Origin of the sequence: Methyloligella solikamskensis, assembly GCF_042676065.1 — a bacterium.
Classification (GTDB): Bacteria; Pseudomonadota; Alphaproteobacteria; order Rhizobiales; family Methyloligellaceae; genus Methyloligella; species Methyloligella solikamskensis.
This window is the reverse complement of record NZ_JBHTJO010000001.1, coordinates 2,598,344-2,616,787: the sequence shown is the minus strand read 5'-3', so window position 1 is coordinate 2,616,787 and position 18,444 is coordinate 2,598,344. Positions and strand designations below refer to the sequence as shown.

At 64.5% G+C, this 18,444-nt stretch carries 15 protein-coding genes; 10 read left to right on the top strand and 5 right to left on the bottom strand.

What is annotated here, in order from left to right; genetic code table 11:
- Positions 1-143 precede the first annotated feature (143 nt).
- From ACFQ2F_RS12510 to ACFQ2F_RS12495, 4 genes are read left to right on the top strand one after another with little or no spacing between them, the layout of a single operon-like run.
- Positions 144-713 (top strand): sigma-70 family RNA polymerase sigma factor, encoded by a 570-nt coding sequence (locus ACFQ2F_RS12510; protein WP_379090348.1) that lies wholly within the window; start codon positions 144-146, stop codon positions 711-713.
- The gene (locus ACFQ2F_RS12505; protein WP_379090346.1) at positions 710-1,363 is read left to right on the top strand and encodes a ChrR family anti-sigma-E factor; all 654 of its coding nucleotides are present in this window, start codon (positions 710-712) and stop codon (positions 1,361-1,363) included. The genes ACFQ2F_RS12510 and ACFQ2F_RS12505 overlap by 4 nt, the downstream gene beginning before the upstream one ends.
- 37 nt (positions 1,364-1,400) lie before the next feature.
- The gene (locus ACFQ2F_RS12500; RefSeq protein ID WP_379090344.1) at positions 1,401-2,222 is read left to right on the top strand and encodes a DUF1295 domain-containing protein; all 822 of its coding nucleotides are present in this window, start codon (positions 1,401-1,403) and stop codon (positions 2,220-2,222) included.
- Complete coding sequence (locus ACFQ2F_RS12495) at positions 2,219-3,259, top strand: SAM-dependent methyltransferase (RefSeq protein WP_379090342.1); 1,041 nt, start codon at positions 2,219-2,221, stop codon at positions 3,257-3,259. The genes ACFQ2F_RS12500 and ACFQ2F_RS12495 overlap by 4 nt, the downstream gene beginning before the upstream one ends.
- Here ACFQ2F_RS12495 and ACFQ2F_RS12490 read toward each other — a convergent pair.
- Positions 3,256-3,681, bottom strand: a complete 426-nt coding sequence (locus ACFQ2F_RS12490; protein WP_379090340.1) for a DUF2177 family protein — start codon at positions 3,679-3,681, stop codon at positions 3,256-3,258. The two genes, ACFQ2F_RS12495 and ACFQ2F_RS12490, sit on opposite strands and share 4 nt — an antisense overlap.
- 281 nt (positions 3,682-3,962) lie before the next feature.
- Between ACFQ2F_RS12490 and ACFQ2F_RS12485 the strand changes: the two genes are divergently transcribed.
- The 3 genes from ACFQ2F_RS12485 to tal all read left to right on the top strand — a co-directional run bounded on the left by ACFQ2F_RS12485 (position 3,963) and on the right by tal (position 8,927).
- Complete coding sequence (locus ACFQ2F_RS12485; protein ID WP_379090338.1) at positions 3,963-4,763, top strand: MipA/OmpV family protein; 801 nt, start codon at positions 3,963-3,965, stop codon at positions 4,761-4,763.
- Positions 4,764-4,971: 208 nt separating this feature from the next.
- Positions 4,972-7,680 carry a cation-transporting P-type ATPase gene (locus ACFQ2F_RS12480; protein ID WP_379090712.1) on the top strand — a complete coding sequence of 903 codons (2,709 nt, stop codon included), beginning with the start codon at positions 4,972-4,974 and terminating at the stop codon, positions 7,678-7,680.
- 131 nt (positions 7,681-7,811) lie between these two features.
- Positions 7,812-8,927, top strand: coding sequence for a transaldolase (gene tal / locus ACFQ2F_RS12475; RefSeq protein WP_379090336.1), 1,116 nt, complete (start codon positions 7,812-7,814; stop codon positions 8,925-8,927).
- Here tal and galT read toward each other — a convergent pair.
- The 4 genes from galT to ACFQ2F_RS12455 are packed head-to-tail and all read right to left on the bottom strand — an operon-like array spanning position 8,924 to position 13,981.
- On the bottom strand, positions 8,924-9,901 hold the full coding sequence (galT, locus tag ACFQ2F_RS12470; RefSeq protein WP_379090334.1) for a galactose-1-phosphate uridylyltransferase: 978 nt from the start codon (positions 9,899-9,901) through the stop codon (positions 8,924-8,926). The two genes, tal and galT, sit on opposite strands and share 4 nt — an antisense overlap.
- 31 nt (positions 9,902-9,932) lie before the next feature.
- A complete protein-coding gene (locus ACFQ2F_RS12465) occupies positions 9,933-11,189 on the bottom strand; it encodes a glycosyltransferase (protein WP_379090332.1) in 1,257 nt (418 codons plus the stop codon).
- Positions 11,190-11,222: 33 nt separating this feature from the next.
- The gene (locus ACFQ2F_RS12460) at positions 11,223-11,585 is read right to left on the bottom strand and encodes a SpoIIAA family protein (protein WP_379090330.1); all 363 of its coding nucleotides are present in this window, start codon (positions 11,583-11,585) and stop codon (positions 11,223-11,225) included.
- A 17-nt stretch (positions 11,586-11,602) separates the two neighbouring features.
- Positions 11,603-13,981, bottom strand: a complete 2,379-nt coding sequence (locus ACFQ2F_RS12455; RefSeq protein ID WP_379090328.1) for a phosphoketolase family protein — start codon at positions 13,979-13,981, stop codon at positions 11,603-11,605.
- A 373-nt stretch (positions 13,982-14,354) separates the two neighbouring features.
- Here ACFQ2F_RS12455 and ACFQ2F_RS12450 point away from each other — a divergent pair, with 373 nt between their 5' ends.
- The 3 genes from ACFQ2F_RS12450 (at position 14,355) to ACFQ2F_RS12440 (ending at position 18,412) form a co-directional block, all read left to right on the top strand.
- Complete coding sequence (locus ACFQ2F_RS12450) at positions 14,355-14,837, top strand: SH3 domain-containing protein (RefSeq protein ID WP_379090326.1); 483 nt, start codon at positions 14,355-14,357, stop codon at positions 14,835-14,837.
- A gap of 34 nt (positions 14,838-14,871) precedes the next feature.
- Positions 14,872-16,866, top strand: a complete 1,995-nt coding sequence (locus tag ACFQ2F_RS12445) for a transglycosylase domain-containing protein (protein WP_379090324.1) — start codon at positions 14,872-14,874, stop codon at positions 16,864-16,866.
- A gap of 226 nt (positions 16,867-17,092) precedes the next feature.
- Entirely contained in the window at positions 17,093-18,412 is a 1,320-nt protein-coding gene (locus ACFQ2F_RS12440) for a multidrug effflux MFS transporter (protein ID WP_379090322.1), read from the top strand.
- Positions 18,413-18,444: the final 32 nt, after the last annotated feature.

The window sequence follows — 18,444 nt, the reverse complement described above, 5'->3', positions numbered from 1 at the left end:
TCACCGGGAAGTGATCCGACGCATGAAGACGGACGTAACGAGCTTCAGGAATTCGGTGCAGCCCGGCTGCGCAGCGGCTGTGAACAGGCGCGTTCCTGAGGAGCGTCGAAGAGGTGCAACAGCTCCTGGGATGCGGAACGCAAATGCAGGGTGAGGGCGGAGCGGTGGCCGAGCCGGATCCGGCAGAGCTGATCACAGCAATTGCCAGCCGGAAGGATAGGGAGGCATTCGTCTCTCTGTTCGAATTCTACGCGCCCCGCATCAAGGGCTTCCTGATGCGCGGTGGAACGTCGGAAGAGCTCGCCGAGGATATCGCTCAGGAGACCCTTCTCGTGGTGTGGCGGAAAGCAGAAACCTACAAGCCGGAAAAAGCCGGCGCCTCGACCTGGATATTCACCATCGCGCGCAATCTCCGCATCGATCGGTCGCGCCGCGATGCCAGGAAGAGAGGCCATATCCTTTACGAGGCCGTCGAGCCTGACGGGCCGGAACGCCCGGACGACGTGCTGGAGAGCGTCCAGGACGAGGACCGCGTGCGCGATGCCCTTCAGGTCCTGCCGGCGGATCAGCTGCGCGTCCTGCAGCTTTCCTTCTTCGACGGCCGCAGCCACAGCGAGATCGCCGATGAGCTGGAGATCCCGCTCGGAACCGTGAAATCCCGTGTCCGCCTTGCCATGGCTCGGCTTCGCGAAACTCTCGGAGAGGGCGTATGACGATCGAACATCACCCGTCCGATGAGACCCTTGCCGCCTTCGTGGGCGGAACCTTGGACGAGCCCAGCCGCCTGGTCGTGGCAAGCCATCTCCGGCTTTGCGATAGCTGCCGGTCGACCCTACGGATGCTCCAGACGGCAGGCGGTGTGCTGCTTGATAAGATCGCGCCCGTGCCGTTGGGGGAGGGCAGCCTTCAGGCCGCTCTCGCCAAGCTTGATGAGGCGCCCCCGGCCAGCCCGGTAACCAACGAGGCATCTTCTGAAGAACCGGATCTTCCCGATGCCATCGCGCCGATCTTCCAAGGTGTTCCCCTCGGCAAATGGCGGTCCCTCGGCATCGGCCTGAAGATGCGCGCCATCGAGGTGGAAAGCCCCGCCGATACGCGGCTCTTCATGCTGAAGGCGGAGCCCGGCATCAAGCTTCCCCACCATCGGCACACGGGGCGGGAATGGACCTGCGTTCTGCAGGGCGCCTTCCGCCACGAGCATGGCCGCTACGGCGCCGGCGATTTCGATGAGGCCGACGACTCTGTCGAGCATCACCCCGTGGTGGAGGAGGGCGAGCGCTGCATCTGCATCGTCGCCATGCAGGGCGGCATCGAGCTGCAAGGTTGGCTCGGCCGGCTGCTCCAGCCCCTCGTGCGCTTCTGATGCGCTCCCCCTCCGAGAACGAGACGAGGCTGGGGAGATGAGCTTCGTTCAGGTCATCCTCGCCGCGATTGTCCTCGCGCTCGTTCTGGCGGCCGTCATGTCGATCGCCTGGGTCCTGTGGCGGCGCACAGGCAACGCAGGCTGGGTCGATACGGCCTGGACCTTCGGTCTGGGCCTCGCCGGCATCGGCAGCGCCCTCGCGGCAATGGCCGCAGGCGACGGCTCGCTCGCCCGCCAACTCATGATCGTCGCGCTTATTGCCATCTGGTCCCTGCGGCTGGGGAGCCACATCGCCGTGCGAACCAGCGGCATCAAGGACGATCCCCGCTACGCCAAGCTCGCCGAGAGCTGGGGCGAGGACGCGCCGCGGCGCATGTTCTGGCTTTTGCAGATGCAGGCCTATGCCAGCCTGCCGCTCGCCCTCTCCATGTTTCTCGCCGCCTGGAATCCGTTGCCCGAGCTGCGCTTCCAGGATCTCCTGGCCGCGGTCGTTTTCGGTATTGCCATCGGTGGAGAGGCGCTGGCCGATGCCCAGCTTAAGGCGTTCAAGCGCGATCCCGCCAACAAGGGCGAGATCTGCGATACCGGACTTTGGAGCTGGTCTCGCCATCCGAACTATTTCTTCCAGTGGCTCGGCTGGTGGGCGTACCCGCTCTTCGCCATCGACGGGTTCGCAGATTATCCGTGGGGCTGGTTAGCGCTGCTCGGCCCCGCCTTCATGTACTGGCTGCTGGTCTACGTCTCAGGCATTCCGCCCCTGGAAGAGCACATGCTCGAGTCCCGGGGCCGGCAATTCCGCGCCTATCAGAACCGGGTCAGCGCCTTCTTTCCTCTGCCGCCAAAAGGAAGCGCATCATGAGCAGGCTCAGCGACGCGGCGCTCTATCTCGGCGAAAGGCTGCCCTGGCCGGACTCGTTGACTCGGGCGGTTATCGCGAGCCGGGTCTCGGACACAGGCCAGAAGCTTCTTGAAGCGGGCCGGATGTCAGATAGCGAATTTGCCGACGCCATGGCGGGCTATCCGATAGCCGAGCATGCCGATGCGGCCAACGAGCAGCATTACGAGTTGCCGGCGGCTTTCTTCGAGCAGGTTCTGGGGCCGCAGCGGAAATATTCCTGCTGCTATTATGAGACGCCGGAGGCCAGCCTCGCCGAGGCCGAAGAAAGCGCGCTACGCGAGACCGCCCACCACGCCGATCTCGCCGACGGCCAGACCATTCTTGAGCTCGGCTGTGGCTGGGGGTCGCTTACCCTTTGGATGGCGCGCCATTATCCCAACGCGAAGATCCTCGCGGTCTCCAATTCCGCCTCCCAGCGCGCCTTCATCGCGGGCGAGGCCCAGCGAGAAGGGCTGGCCAATCTCGAGGTCCGGACCGCCGACATGAACGTGTTCGAGACCGACCAGCGGTTCGACCGCGTCGTTTCCATCGAGATGTTCGAGCACATGGCCAACTGGCGCGCGCTCCTTGCCAAGGCGCGGGACTGGCTGCGCCCGGACGGCAGGCTCTTCATCCACGTCTTCACCCATAAGAGCGCGCCCTACCGCTTCGAGGTGGGAGACACGTCGGACTGGATCGCCCAGCACTTCTTTACCGGTGGCATCATGCCGAGCCACAAGCTGATCGCGTCCTTTCCCGATCTCTTCGAGCTCGAAGCCGATTGGCGGTGGGATGGGGAGCATTACGCCCAGACGGCGCGGGACTGGCTGAAGAACTATGACGCCAATCGCCAGGCCATCGCAGAGATCCTGAAACCAGTCTATGGCGGCCAGGCCAAGCTCTGGGAACGCCGCTGGCGCCTCTTCTTTCTGGCGACGGAAGGCTTGTTCGGCCACCGCTCGGGCGCCTGGGGCGTCAGCCACTATCGGCTCGCCCCCTCAGGCCAAACCCGCGGCTAAGACGAAGACGAGCCGCTCAGATCCAGCACGTTGGCGACGATGTAGTAGGTCGCGATCGACGCCACCGCCGAAGCAAAGGCGCCATAGGCGATATCGACCACTGTCACTTCGGTGCTCCACTCCCGCATGACGGCGTGGTTCGTCAAATCGTAGGTCCCGTAGCAGAGCGCCCCGAGCAAGGCGCCATAGGCCAGCGCCGTGATAGGGGAAGAGTCCCGCAAGGCGGGTACGATGGCGAAGGTCGCCAATCCGACCGGGAAGAAGAGATAGAAGACGACGGCGGGCAAGAGCCGGACGCTGGAGGCCAGCATGTCGCCGAGCATGGGCTTATAGAACACGCTGCCCATGAGGCTGAGCCACGCGACATCGACGATCCCGAATACGATCAAAGCCCCGAAATAGGCGGCAGCCCACTGCATCATCACCTCTTTTCCTTCTGCACCGGCGCACCGGTGTTTTCCGCTCAATCGGAGAACTACGCATGGGGAGTGCCGTCGGTTCACCAGCCGGCGGATAAGAAAGATGTGATCGCCACTTTGGCTGCGACCGATTGCGTGGTCAGGCCCAGTCCGATTCGATTCATTGAAGTTTTCGCGTGCCTTATGAATACGGGCATGCCGAATCGGGGGATATTTTGGGACGTCTGACAGGTTTCTCTTCGCCGCGCGGCCGGTTTCCTGGGCGTGCGGTTCCGGCTCTTGCTGTGTCCGCGGGGCTATTCTGCGCCCCGGCGGCCCTCGCCGATGGCGTTTCCGAGCACCGGAAAACCGTGGCGCTGGGCGGTGCAGGCATCGTGAAGCCGAAATACGAAGGCTCCGACGAGCACGAGTGGCTCGGGATCCCGATCATCATCCCGAAGCTCTCTCCCGTGGACGACTCCAAGCCTTCGCTCTTCAAGCAGGTCCGTCAGCGCATCGAGTTCCACGGCCTCGACGACATCCGGATTCGCGCCATCGGCGGCGACCTCTTCGAGGCCGGCCTCGTCACGGGCTGGATGACCGAGCGAGAGCAGAATGACGGCGATCTCCTGCGCGGCTGGGGCGATATCGACGGCGGCCTTGTGCTCGGCGGCTACGCAGGCGTCAATATCGGCGAGTTCGAGTTCGATGCCGCGATCCTGGACCGGGTCACCGGCGATGCTGGTGGTCCGGAGTTCCGCTTCGGCGTGCAGACCGAGCGGGAGGTCACCGAAAAGATCACCCTCGTCACGCGTCTGGGCACCACGGTCGCCAGCTCCGATTATATGCAGACCTATTTCGGCGTAACGCCCTCCCAGGCCGCGCGCTCAGAAGCTGGCCTGCAGAGCTACGATCCCGATGCCGGCTTCAAGGATGTCTATGTCGAGCTGGGTGCGGAATACGATTTCAGCGAGCGCTGGCTCATGAAGGGCGGCGTCCGCTACGGCCGCCTGGTCGGCGACGCGGCTGACAGCCCCGTGGTCGAGACGCCAGATCAGCTCTCCGGCATCTTCGGCGTCGCCTATCGCTTCAATCTCCCGAATTGATCAGCGAGAAAGCCGGGCGAGGCAAGGGCCTTAGGGCGGAAGAGCCGCAGGCGAAAAAACCCCGCGCCGGTTGCCACGCTTTTGCAGCGAGTTAGAGTAGCCAAGCGAAGGCCATCGTCAGCATCGTAGGGTATCAGTGCCCCCCACGAAGTCTGCCCCCACACCGAAGACGAGCACCACCCCGTCGCATCCGGGAAGCTGGCATGCGATAGCGGCCGATGAGGTGCTTGGAGCCCTTGCGAGCAGCCCTCGCGGGCTTGCCTCGACGGAAGCGTCGGAGCGATTGGCCCGTCACGGCCCCAACCGCCTGCCCCAGGGCAAGCAGCGCAGCGCGTTCGTCCGCTTCCTGGCACAGTTCCACAACCTCCTGATCTATGTTCTGCTCGCCGCCGGCATCATGGCGGCGGCCATCGGCCACGGGCCAGACGCCATCGTCATCTTCGGCGTGGTGCTCCTCAACGCAGTGATCGGCTACGTTCAGGAAGGCCGGGCGGAGCGGGCGCTGGATGCCATCCGGCGGATGATCGATCCGCGCGCCTCGGTCATGCGCGACGGGCGCCGCATGACCGTGCCGGCCGAAGATGTCGTCCCCGGCGACATCGTCATCCTGGAGCCGGGCGACCGGGTGCCCGCCGATCTGCGTCTGATCTCCGCCCGCAATCTCAAGGCCGACGAAGCCGCCATCACCGGCGAATCCGTGCCCGTCGACAAGACCGTCGATCCGGTCGAACAGGACGCGCCTCTTGGCGATCGCTTCTCCATGGCCTTTTCCGGCACCTTCGTTGCCGCGGGCCACGGCATGGGCGTCGTGACCGAGACGGGCGCCGCCACCGAGCTCGGCCGCATCAGCAGCATGATCGGCGCCGTGGAACAGCTCACCACCCCGCTGGTCCGCCAGATGAATGCCTTCGCCCGGCAGATCACCATCGCGGTGCTCGGCGTCTCGGCCTTGGTCTTCGCCTATGCGGTTCTGGTCCGCTCCTACACCCTGGATGAAGGCTTCATGGCCGTGGTCGGCCTGGCGGTTGCCGCCATCCCCGAAGGCCTGCCTGCGGTGATGACCATCGCGCTCGCCGTCGGCGTCCAGCGCATGGCCCGCCGGCGCGCCATCATCCGGCGTCTGCCCGCAGTGGAGACCCTAGGCTCCGTCTCGATCATCTGCTCCGACAAGACCGGCACCCTGACTCGCAACGAGATGACGGTGAAATCCGTCTTCACGGGCGAGGGCGCGGTCACGGTTTCCGGCGCCGGCTACGAGCCTGTCGGAGACTTCGAGCGCGGCGGCAAGCTGATCGACCCGCCTGCCGACGCGGTCCTGCCTCAGCTCGCCCGGGCGGGCCTGCTCTGCAACGACGCCCACCTGACTCAGAAGGACGAGACGTGGACCGTCGACGGGGATCCCATGGAAGGCGCGCTCGTCTGCTTCGCCCGCAAGGCGGGGCTGGATGCAGCGGACCTCCGGGAGACCTCGAAGCGTCTCGACGAGATCCCCTTCGATGCCCGTCACCGTTACATGGCAACCCTGCACAAGGACGAAGGTGCGGCCCCGGTCGTCTATGTGAAGGGTGCTCCGGAGCGCATCCTTGCCATGTGCGACAAGGTCGCCGGCGCGGACAGCGAACCATACGATGCGAGCATCTGGCACGAGCGCATCGAGCAGCTCGCAGCCCAGGGCCAGCGCGTCATCGCTATCGCCTGCCGGACCTTGCCTGAGGGCGCCCGCACGCTCCGGTCGCCCGATGTGGAGCGCGGCCTGACCCTGCTTGGCCTGGTGGGTCTGATCGATCCGCCGCGGAAGGAAGCCATGGCGGCGGTCGCCGAATGCCGGGCTGCCGGCATCCGCGTGAAGATGATCACCGGCGATCACAAGGCCACCGCGCTCGCCATTGCCGGCCAGCTCGGCCTGGCCGAGCACCCCGAGGTCATTACCGGCCAGGAGCTCGACGCGCTGGAAGCGGAGGATTTCGATGCCCGGGCCCAGGCCGCCACGGTCTTCGCCCGCGCCAGCCCCGAGCACAAGCTGCGGCTCGTCGAGGCGCTTCAGGCGGACGGCTCGGTCATCGCCATGACCGGCGACGGGGTGAACGACGCCCCGGCTCTGAAGCGCGCCGATGTGGGCGTCGCCATGGGCGACAAGGGCACCGAAGCCGCGAAGGAAGCGGCCGAGATGGTGCTCACCGACGACAATTTCGCCTCCATCGTCGCCGCGGTGCGCGAAGGCCGCACGGTCTACGACAACCTCACCAAGGTGATCGCCTGGACTCTGCCGACCAATGGCGGCGAGGCCTTCACCATCATCCTGGCCATTCTCTTCGGCCTTACCTTGCCCGTGACGCCGGTCCAGATCCTCTGGATCAACATGGTCACCGCGGTCGCCCTCGGCCTCACGCTCGCCTTCGAGCCGACCGAGCCCAACGCCATGAGCCGGCCTGCGCGCCCGCCGGGCCAAGGGCTGATCTCCAGGCGGCTTCTCTGGCGCATCCTCTTCGTTTCAGCTCTCATGGTGGCCGGCGGCTTCGGCCTCTACGCCTGGGCCAACGAGCGCGGCCTGCCCGTGGAGGAGGGCCGCACCATGGTCGTCAACGCCATCGTCGCCATGGAGATCTTCTATCTCTTCAGCGTGCGCTACGTGCACGGGCCGTCCACCACGTGGCAGGGCGTGCTGGGGACCCGCGCGGTGCTGATCGGGGTCGCCGTGGTCGTGTTGGCCCAGCTGGCCTTCACCTATATCCCGTTCATGCAGACGCTTTTCGACAGCCGCCCGCTGGCGGTCTCCGATCTCGCCATCATTACAGCCATCGGCGTCGCGCTGCTGTTGATCGTGGAGATCGAGAAGCGCGTCGCTGCGCGCCTCATGCCGATCAGGAAACCGAAATGGATGCGGCGCTACGGCCGGCCCCGCCCGCCCCGCGGTTGATGCAGCGAGACCCGCGACCCAAGTGAATTGGTACGGAGTTTTGCGTGTGATGTCGCAACTCCGATATCCTACCAGCCTAGAAGAACCGCCGGCCGTCGGCGCTGGCCAACAACAAGGGAGAGAAAGCCGTCATGAAGCAGGATGTCGCGAGCACCAATCCGCTGCTCAAGGCGAAGGAGCTGGGCCAAAGCATCTGGCTCGACTATATCCGCCGGGGCATGATCGAGGACGGCGCGCTCGCCCGCCTGATCGAGGAGGACGGCCTGGGCGGCATCACCTCCAACCCGGTGATCTTTGAGAAGGCCATCAGCCATTCGGAGGATTATCAGTCGGCCATCGACGAGCTGCGCAGCCAGTCGGCCGATGTCGCCGCGCTGTATGACGCGCTGGTGCTGAAGGACATCGCCGACGCTGCCGATCTCTTCCGGCCCGCCTTCGACAAGAGCAACGGATGGGAAGGCTATGTCAGTCATGAGGTCTCGCCGCTCCTCGCTCTAGAGACCGAAGGCACCGTGGAAGAAGCCCGCCGCCTCTGGGCGCGGCTCGACCGGCCGAACGTCTTCATCAAGGTCCCGGGGACCCAGCCCGGCCTGAAGGCGATCGAGATGCTGACCGCCGAAGGCATCAACGTGAACGTCACGTTGCTCTTCAGCGTGGAGCGCTACGAGGCCGTGGCCGACGCCTATATGAGCGGGCTGGAGCAGCGGTTCGATAAGGGCAAGCCGGTCTCCGGCATTGCCTCCGTGGCGAGCTTCTTCCTGAGTCGTATCGATGCCATGGTCGATCCGCAGCTCGACGAGATCGGCTCAGACGAGGCGAAGGCTCTGAAGGGCAAGACGGCGGAGTCCCTCGCCAAGCTCGCCTATCAAAGCTATCGCCGCATGATCGAGTCGGACCGCTGGCAGCGCCTCGCGAAAGAGGGCGCCGCGCCCCAGCGGTTGCTCTGGGCCAGCACCCAGCCGAAGGACCCGGCCTATCCGGACACCAAATATGTCGATCCGCTGATCGGTCCCGATACCGTCTCCACGCTTCCCGTCGAGACTCTCGATGCCTATCGCGATCACGGCGATCCAGCCACGCGCCTGGAAGACGATCTCGATGCGGCCCGCGCTCTTCCGGACAAGCTGAAGCAGCTCGGCATCGATATCGACGAGGTGAGCGCGAAGCTGGAAGAGGAGGGCATCGACAAGTTCGTGAAGCCCTTCGATGCGCTCATGCAGGCGCTTGAAGCGAAGCTGAAAGGCTAGCTGCCGGCAGCATCCCGCAACGCGGCCGCATCGTCCTCCGGCGAGGACGAGTTCACGGGCAAATAGGTCCCGAGCTCAAACCCGCCGGGGGTGGAAAGCCGGGGCGCGATCCGTAAGCACCAATACTGCAATTCCGGCTCGGCATCGTGGGGCAGCGACGTCTCGAACACCCAGTTGTAGTCGAGCGGTCCGATCACCGTCTTGAGCCGCCGCAGCGCCGATTGCAGCATCGCGGCGAGTGCTGCGCGCTCCGGCGCGGTCGCTTCGGCGAACGACGCCTGATGCCGTCGCGGCAGGATGAGAAGCTCGAAAGGGCCCGACGCGGCAAACGGCACCAGCAGCACGAAATCTTCCGTCCCCTCGATGATCCGGGTGCCGTCTTCCAGCTCGTTCCGAAGATACCGCGCCGTAGCGTTCTCGCCGTGCCGTTCGAACGCCGCCCGAAGCCAGCGTGAAGTGGCATCCGTCTTCGGCGGCACGGCGTCGAGGCTCATGATCTGGGTATGAGCATGCTGGCGGGAGGCGCCGGCGGTTGGCCCGAAATTCCGGAACAGCACGACCGACTTCGTGCCCGGCTTCGCGGCGAGCTCGCAGAACTGATCGTGATAGGCACCTACCACGAGCTCCGCCTGCTCCGGCGTCACCCGGTCGAGATCGAGATCGTGGCGCGGCGTCTCGACGATCACCCGGTGCTCGCCATAGGCCGCACTCTGCGCCCCCGCTTCCGATGACGCGCTCACCGCCGGATATTTGTTGGGCACCACGCGGACGGCCCATCCGGGCGTTTCGTCTCGCGCAACTTCTGCGATGATGGACGGGAGCTTGTCCTCGTTGCCGGGGCAGAAAGGGCAATCGGGATCGAAAGCGGGGAGGGGCGTCTCATCCTCGCCACGCCAATCCATCGGACGATGCTTGCGCCCGCTGGCGATCAGCACCCGCTGACCTGTGCATGGGTCCTGGCGGATCTCGCTCAACTGTCCCGCTCCCGGAGCAGCCGCGCGTAGATCACGGATGACCCCGCAAGGTGAACTTCGCCTGGAAAGAGCCGATCAGGTCGAGCCACTCTTCGAACAGGCGCGTCAGCAGGAACTTCTCCCGCACGGTCTCCCGGGCCGCATCGCCGAGCCTCTGGCGCAGCTCCTCGTCCTGCACCAGCGCCACGATTCGCGACGCCGCCTGCTCAATGCTGTCGACGAGATAGCCGTTCTCGCCATCGACGATCTGATAGCGGATCCCGCCGACATTGCCGCCGATCACGGCCGTACCTTTCCACATGGCTTCCGAGACCGTGAGGCCGAACCCTTCCCGCAGAGATTTCTGCAGCACCACGGCTGCCCGCCGCTGCAGCGCATTCACCAGGGCGGTGTCCTGGGCGGAGAGCACGATGATCCGCTCCTCCTCGCACTCGCAGATCGCCTCGAAGACCTCCTGGCCTTCCGGGTCGTCGGTGGCGACATTACCGACCAGCACGAGCGTGGCGTCGACTTCTTTCTGCGCGATCTTAAACGCCTTGATCACCCCTTGGGGGTCTTTCCATTTGTCGAAGCGGGAGACCTGCACGACCAGAGGCAGATCCGTCGGGATGTCGTAATGGGCGAGCCGCTCGTCGATCTCCGCATCGCTCATATCCTCGTTCACGGAAGAGAACGGATTGATCGCCGGCATGATGAAGCGCTGGGGTGTGGTTAGCTTCTGCGCATATTCGGGAAGCGACATCACCACCGCATCGTACTGCTCGATGAAGGGGCTGAGATAGTCCCACAGCTCCGGGTTGGGATTGGTCATGTCGAGATGACAGCGCCAGATCCAGGGCGACTGCTTGCGGTAATGCCGGATCAGGGGCAGGGGCTGCGGGTCGTGGACGATCACCACGTCGTGGTCGAGATGCATTCGCGCGGCATTCTCGAACACGACCTCCTCATAGATCTTCTTCTTCAGCGGCGTCAGCTCGATCTCGTCGCCCTGGAGCGCGTTGTGCATCTTCTTCGTGGTGCTGAAGAAGTCGGGCCGTCCCTCGATCACCCGCCAGCCGGTCTGGATGCCGGCGGCGTTCATCATCAAGGTGAGAGAGGACAGGATCTGCGCGACGCCGCCGCCGTAGTAGGTGGAGTTGACGTTGATCAGATGCAGATCGCGTAAGGCATACGCCTTGCTCAGGATGCGAGTTACCGCTTCCGGGCCGATCAGATCCTCGTAATCCTCCACCGAAGGAAGCCGGAAGACCGGCTTCTCCTCATCGATCCCGATGACCGTATCGTCCATAATTCGTCCTCGTCTGCTTTGGGTCGCTGGCGCTTACGCTTCGAGCCATTCTGTCGCGGCCGCCTTGTCGGATGGCGCGAAGGGCTTCATCGCCCCCGGCATCATGAAGCTGAAGAAGCGCACGGCGTTGGCGATCCAATCGTGATCGGTCACCACGGCCACGCGCTCCCAATGGACATAGTTCTTCATGCCCACGCTGAAATCCTCGAACGCGGCGCCCGCGTCGATGCCTTTGAGATCGGAGCCGATCTCAGCATAGAGGCGGATCTTGCCGTACTCCTTCAGGCACTTCTCGACGGCCGGCACCAGAACCTTTTCATAGTCCTCCGCCGAGATTTCGCCGCGATAGGCGACGGCGACGATATTGTCGGGAAATCCTTCCAGCATCTCGATCATGGGGTAGCCTCCTCCATCTAAGCGGCCGGCCATTTCCAGTCGCGAATCTCCGGCATGTCCTGACCGTGCTCCACGATATAGCGGCGGTGATCGGCGAGCTTGTCCTTCATCGCCTGGCGAAGCTGGGCGGCGCTCTCGGCGAGCCCTGGCACCCGGTCGATCACATCGATGAAGAGATCGAACCGGTCGATCCCGTTCAGCACCGCCATGTCGAACGGCGTCGTCGTGGTGCCTTCCTCGATATAGCCGCGCACATGCAGCTTGCCGTGATTAGTGCGCCGATAAGTCAGCCGGTGAATGAGCCACGGATAGCCGTGATAGTTGAAGATGATCGGTTTGTCGGGCGTGAACAGCGCATCGAAATCCGCATCCGACAGCCCGTGGGGGTGCACGTAGTCCGGCTGCAGGCGCATCAGGTCCACCACGTTCACGACCCGGACCTTGAGATCGGGAAGATGCTCCCGCAGCAGGCTCACCGCGGCCAGCGTCTCAATGGTCGGCACATCGCCCGCGCAAGCCATCACCACATCGGGCTCCGCCCCGCGGTCATTGCTGGCGAAGGACCAGATGCCGGCGCCTTCCTGGCAGTGGCGGATGGCATCGTCCATGGAGAGCCATTGAGGCTCCGGCTGCTTGCCAGCCACGATTACGTTCACCGTGTTGGTGGTGCGCAGGCAGTGGTCGAGAGTGCAAAGAAGCGTATTGCCGTCCGGCGGCAGATAGACACGGATCACGTCCGCCTTCTTGTTCACCACATGATCGATGAAGCCCGGGTCCTGGTGGCTGAAGCCGTTGTGGTCCTGCCGCCAGACATGGGAGGTCAGCAGGTAGTTGAGCGACGAGATCGGCCGCCGCCACGGCACCTCCTTCGACACCTTCAACCATTTGGCGTGCTGGTTGAGCATCGAATCGATGATGTGAATGAAGGCCTCGTAGCAGGAGAAGAGGCCGTGGCGTCCGGTCAGCAAATAGCCTTCCAGCCAGCCCTCGCAGGTATGCTCGCTCAGGATCTCCATCACCCGTCCGTCGGGCGACAGGTGATCGTCCGTGGGTAGCGTTTCCGCATCCCAGCTCCGGTCCGTCACGTCGAATACCGCAGCCAGACGGTTCGAGGCCGTCTCGTCGGGACCGAAGAGCCGGAAGTTTCGTGCGTCCGCGCTGAGCCGCATGACCTCGCGCAGATAGTCGCCGCCCGCCCGGGTCGCCTCGCCCAGAGCCCCGCCGGGTTCTGAGACGGGTAGGGCGAAGTCCCGATAGTCCGGCAGCTTCAGATCGACCCGCAGCTTCCCGCCATTGCCATGGGGGTTCGCGCCCATGCGCTTCGTGCCCTCAGGCGCCAGCGCGGCGAGGTTGTCCCGCAACCGGCCTTGCTCGTCGAACAACTCGTCCGGGCGATAGCTCTCGAGCCACTTCTGCAGAATCTCCAGATGCTCGGGGTTCTCGCGCACCTTGGCGAGCGGCACCTGATGGGAGCGCCACGTTCCTTCCGTGGGAAGCCCGTCGACCTCCTTTGGTCCGGTCCAGCCCTTCGGCGTCTCCAGGACGATCATCGGCCAGTGCGGCCGTTCATTCTTTCCGCCCTCGCGGGCTGCGGTCTGGATAGCGCGGATCTCGTTGGTAATCTCGTCGAGCGTGGCGGCCATCTGCTGGTGCACGTCCGCCGGATCGTCGCCCGAGACGAAATAGGGCTGATAGCCGTAACCGCGCATCAGTTCGGTCAGCTCCTCCCGGCCGATCCGGGCGAGCACCGTCGGGTTGGCGATCTTGTAGCCGTTGAGATGCAGGATCGGCAGCACCGCCCCGTCCGTCGCGGGGTTCAGGAACTTGTTGCCATGCCAGGCCGTGGCCAGCGGTCCGGTCTCCGCCTCGCCGTCGCCCACAACGCAAGCGACGATCAGATCGGGATTATCGAACGCCGCCCCGAAGGCGTGGGAGAGGGAATAGCCGAGCTCGCCGCCTTCGTGGATCGAGCCGGGCGTCTCCGCCGCCGTGTGGCTGGGAATGCCGCCGGGGAAGGAGAACTGGCGGACCAGCTTCCGCATGCCGTCCTCGTTCCTCGTGATGTCGGGAAAGAGCTCGCTATAGCTTCCTTCCAGATAGGTGTTGGCGACAATTGCCGGCGCGCCGTGGCCCGGCCCCGTCACGAACAGCACGTCGAGATCCTTCGCCCGGATCACCCGGTTCAGATGGGCGTAGATGAGATTGAGCCCGGGCGAGGTGCCCCAGTGGCCGAGCAGCCGCGGCTTGATGTCCTCCGGCGTCAGAGGCGTGCGCAGCAGCGGGTTGTCGAGCAGGTAGATCTGCCCGACGGAAAGATAGTTCGCCGCGCGCCAATAGGCGTCGATGGCCTGAAGCTCGTCCTGGGAAAGCGGAGTTTGGGGCAGTGATTCTGTCATCGGCAACTCAGTCTTCTGTGTTTCCGGTTGGGCAGGTCGTGGAGGTGGTCCTCCGTTAGCATAGGACTTATGCCGGGCGGCGCGAGGTGGAAGGGCGCGTCATATCGGGGCGGCAATGAAATGCTCTTCGACGATCGCCGAGCCTGGCCCGAAAATCTGACGGTCATGAGTCCGATCCAACAAGTCAGAGATCAGAGCCTGACCCAAGAGCACGAAGATTTCTTGTCATTAATCGTCCGATCGTGAGCGTCCCGCTTTGCCCGGTCTTAACCCTAGCAGCGGGTCGTCAGACGCAATCCTCGCACTGGCTTTCCATCTCAACTATGGGAACGCTTTCCCGGCCAGCGGGTTAGCAATGTTGATGACACCGACCATGAGATACACCGCCGTCACCGGCATCGCTGTTCTCGTCGCCATGGCGTTTGCCGTCTTCGGCTTGAACTTGGCAGGCCAGACCTTCGCTGGGCCATCAGACACCGGCGGTGGCGAATCCGTGGGGGCCGCGACGGAAGATCCCGACATCAGCGAGCCGACCTCCGCCTTGCTCGGCAGAAGCGAGAAAGTGGTGAACCCTGCTGCCCATGGGGACGACGCCCAGAAGCTCAGCCAGGCCAGAAAGGACTGGGTCGAGGTTGTCGACGCCGTGAACATGCGCGCCGGCCCTTCCAGCTCCAACCGCGTGATCGAGGTGCAGCTCGCCGGCTCCCAACTCCAGATGGGTGACCGCGACGGCGGTTGGATCCAGGTGATCGAGCCTGACTCCGGCGCCCAAGGGTGGGTCTTCGAGAAATACGTGAAGCGCATCAACCCCGCCTCTCTCCGCGCCAATCCGGGAACGACCACGCGTATTCAGTAGTCTTCGGCGCGGGGGCGCGAGTTAAGGGGTGAGGATGAAGACCTCCGAGAGATTGATCGCGGGTGGACGCTTTTTGGCTGGATGCCTGTCCGCTCTCGTCACGGGGATGCTGGTCATCGGCGCCCTGATCGGTGTGCCCTACCTGACCCTGACGCCGCTGCTCGACGATTTCTCTCTCGCAGCCCTTGATCCGCCCAGCGACCGGACCCTCGTCCTTTTGGATAAGCAGGGACACCAATTCGCCCGACGAGGGGGCTGTGTCGCCGAGCCCGTCAAATACGCCGAACTTCCGCAGCATTTCGTCGACGCGCTGGTCTCCATGGAGGACCGGCGCTTCTTTATGCATCCGGGCATCGATCCGATCGGGCTGGCCCGCGCCGCTCAGGCCAACCGCGCCGCCGGCCATATCGTCCAGGGCGGCAGCACCCTGACCCAGCAGCTCATCAAGAACGCCTATCTCTCCAGCGAGCGCACCTTCGAACGCAAGGAGAAGGAAGCATGGATGGCGCTGTCTCTGGAGCTGCGCCTCTCCAAGCAAGAGATCCTGGAGCGCTACCTCTCCAGCGCCTATTTCGGCGAGGGGTGCTTCGGCCTGCGCGCCGCCGCCGAGCGCTATTTCCATACCCCGGTGGACAAGCTGACCCTGCCGCAATCGGCCTATCTCGTGGCGCTTCTGAAGTCGCCCAGCGCCTTTCGCCAGAACCCCGATAGGGCGAAGGAACGGGCGAATCTCGTGCTGGAAGCCATGGTCGAGAACGACAAGCTCGACCTTCAGAAGCGCGACAAGCTCAAGACCGTCCTGCCGGATATCGAATCCAGCCCGTCCGACGGCAGCTATTACGCCGATTGGCTCGCCGGCACCGTCCGTCTGCCCAAGGACGGCAACTACGCCCCCTTGCCGGTCCACACCTCGTTCGATCCGAAGCTTCAGGATATGGCGGAGCAAGCCATCGACTCGGTGCTCTCCAAGCAAGGCGCACAGCGCAAGGCGAGCCAGGCCGCCATGGTGGTCATGCGCACCGATGGCCGGGTTCTGGCCATGGTGGGCGGCCGGAACTACGACGAAAGCCAGTTCAACCGTGCGGTTCAGGCGCAGCGCCAGCCGGGGTCGGCCTTCAAACTCTTCGTCTATCTGGCAGGCTTGCGGGCCGGGTTGAAGCCGAACAGCACCCTGGTCGACCAGCCCATCAAGATCGGCGACTACGAGCCGAAGAATTTCGGCCGCCGCTATCGCGGGCCGGTCTCCATGCGCCAGGCGTTCGCATCCTCCATCAACACGGTCGCCGTGCAGATCTCCGAAGCCGTGGGCCGGAAACCCGTCATCGAAGCGGCCCGGGATCTCGGCATCACCTCGGAGCTTCATGTCACGCCCAGCCTCGCGCTCGGCGTCTACGAGGTGAATCTCCTGGAGCTGACCTCGGCCTATGCGGCGGCCGCGTCGGGCGCATATCCGGTGAAGCCCTGGAGCATCACCGGCTTCGAGGAGACCGAAGACCGTGTCCTTCCGCCGGACGGCTCCGGCGCCTGGGAGCTTGAGAAGCGCACGCCGCTCAGGAAGCTCCTGCGCGCCAACGTCACCAGCGGGTCCGGTCACGGTGCGCAGCTTTCCATCCTGGCCTACGGCAAGACGGGCACCAGCCAGGACTTCCGCGACGCCTGGTTCGTCGGCTTCGCCGGCAATCTCGTCGTCGGTGTCTGGGTGGGCAACGACGATTTCTCGAAGATGAAGGGCGTGACGGGCGGCAGCCTGCCGGCGCAGATCTGGGCCACCTTCATGCGCGATGCGATGGAGAAGGACGACGGCTTCGAGCGCAAGCTACCCCATATCGCCGCATTCCCGGCCAGGCCGCCCCAGAAGGACAAATCCGTCGAGCTCGCCTCCGACGTGCTGAGCGATGAGCGCTCCGGCCGTGATCGCCGCGGCCGCGACGGGTTCAGCTTCTTCGAGCGCGATCGACGCGAGAGGCGTGGACGGGATCGGGATCGCGACCGGGGCCGCCGCGGCATTTTTGGCGGTATCTTCCGTTAGAGGAGGATCTTCCGCCGGCAAAGCTTGCCAAGGCGACGGACGAGGCGCAGAAAGCCGCTGCCGCCGACAGTCGTTCGAGTCCTTGGCCTTTACAGCGTCATCTTGTTGGCCGATGCAGAGCGTCCCTCCCGGATGCCATGTCCGGCACATGTGCGGCAGATTTCCTTAGTACCCTTGCGAATCCCGGCTCCGAACACAAGCTGAGGGTGGCAAGCGAGAAAGTCCGATGAAACAAGCCTCTAGCGACGGGGTCGAGACGGCACCGGCCGTCACGCCTGCCGCATCCTCCAATCCGGCAGCGGAAAAGCCTTCGAAGCCCGGCATGGGGTTCGCTGAGTTCGTCGCCCTCATGGCGGCGCTCATGGCGACCAATGCGCTTTCCATTGACGCCATGCTGCCGGTTCTCGGCGAGATCGGTCATGCGCTGCATATCGGCTCCGAGAACGACCGCCAATGGGTCGTGACCGCCTATCTGCTCGGCTTCGGTGGTGCCCAGCTCATCTACGGGCCGCTTGCCGACCGCTTCGGCCGCAAGTCCATGCTCATGGCCGGACTCGCCATCTATGTGGTCTTCAGCGCCGCGACTGCGTTCGCCGGTTCGCTCTGGATGATGATTCTCGTCCGCTTCCTGCAAGGCTGCGGCGCCGCCGGCACCCGCGTGCTGTCCATCACCATCATCCGCGACTGCTATTCGGGCCGCCATATGGCCCGCGTCATGTCGCTCGCCTTCATCGTGTTTCTGGCGGCGCCCATTCTCGCCCCGTCCATCGGCCAGGCCATCGCCTTCTTCGCGCCCTGGCAGTGGATCTTCGTCGCGCTGGCCCTGTTCGGCGTGGTCGTGGCCATCTGGACCTGGATGCGGCTGAAGGAGACGCTTCATCCGGCGGACCGCATCCCGATCTCGCCCAAGGGCATCGGTCGCGCGCTCGAGACCGTGGTCACGGACCGCATGGCGCTCGGCTATACTCTGGCCATGGCGCTGATGCTGGGCGCCCTGTTCAGCTTCATCAACTCCGCTCAGCAGGTCTTCGCCGAAGCCCTGAACGCGCCCGATCTCTTCGTCATCATCTTTGCCCTGGCTGCCGGCGGCATGGCGGTCTCGTCCTTCGTGAACTCGCGCATCGTCGAGCAGATGGGCACGCGGCGCGTCTCCCATGTCGCGCTGATCGGCTTCATCGTGATTGCTGCGATCCACGGCGTGGTCGCCTGGAACGGCCATGAGAATGTCTGGACCTTCGCCGCCCTTCAGGCGGGGCTGATGTTCTGCTTCGGCCTGATTGGGCCCAACTTTAACTCCATGGCCATGGAGCCGTTGGGCCATATCGCGGGCACAGGCTCCGCTGTGGTCGGCTTTACCACCACCGTCGGCGGCGCGGTGATCGGCTTCATCGTCGGACAGCAATTCGACGGCACCCTCGTGCCGCTCACCCTGGGCTTCCTGGGCTGCGGAATCGCCGCACTGGTGCTGGTCTTCATTACGGAGCAGGGGCGCCTTTTCCAGCCGCGCACCGCCGATCCGGAAGACGCAACCACTGCGGGTTCGTAAGACGGCGGCATCGTAAGTAAGTCCGCACCGGT

Bases quoted from the DNA above. Each gene is read 5' to 3' on its own strand.
- ACFQ2F_RS12510 (WP_379090348.1), top strand. From the start codon at position 144: ATGCAGGGTGAGGGCGGAGCGGTGGCCGAGCCGGATCCGGCAGAGCTG.
- ACFQ2F_RS12505 (WP_379090346.1), top strand. From the start codon at position 710: ATGACGATCGAACATCACCCGTCCGATGAGACCCTTGCCGCCTTCGTG.
- ACFQ2F_RS12500 (WP_379090344.1), top strand. From the start codon at position 1,401: ATGAGCTTCGTTCAGGTCATCCTCGCCGCGATTGTCCTCGCGCTCGTT.
- ACFQ2F_RS12495 (WP_379090342.1), top strand. From the start codon at position 2,219: ATGAGCAGGCTCAGCGACGCGGCGCTCTATCTCGGCGAAAGGCTGCCC.
- ACFQ2F_RS12490 (WP_379090340.1), bottom strand. From the start codon at position 3,681: ATGATGCAGTGGGCTGCCGCCTATTTCGGGGCTTTGATCGTATTCGGG.
- tal (WP_379090336.1), top strand. From the start codon at position 7,812: ATGAAGCAGGATGTCGCGAGCACCAATCCGCTGCTCAAGGCGAAGGAG.
- ACFQ2F_RS12465 (WP_379090332.1), bottom strand. From the start codon at position 11,189: ATGGACGATACGGTCATCGGGATCGATGAGGAGAAGCCGGTCTTCCGG.
- ACFQ2F_RS12460 (WP_379090330.1), bottom strand. From the start codon at position 11,585: ATGATCGAGATGCTGGAAGGATTTCCCGACAATATCGTCGCCGTCGCC.
- ACFQ2F_RS12455 (WP_379090328.1), bottom strand. From the start codon at position 13,981: ATGACAGAATCACTGCCCCAAACTCCGCTTTCCCAGGACGAGCTTCAG.
- ACFQ2F_RS12450 (WP_379090326.1), top strand. From the start codon at position 14,355: ATGAGATACACCGCCGTCACCGGCATCGCTGTTCTCGTCGCCATGGCG.
- ACFQ2F_RS12445 (WP_379090324.1), top strand. From the start codon at position 14,872: ATGAAGACCTCCGAGAGATTGATCGCGGGTGGACGCTTTTTGGCTGGA.
- ACFQ2F_RS12440 (WP_379090322.1), top strand. From the start codon at position 17,093: ATGAAACAAGCCTCTAGCGACGGGGTCGAGACGGCACCGGCCGTCACG.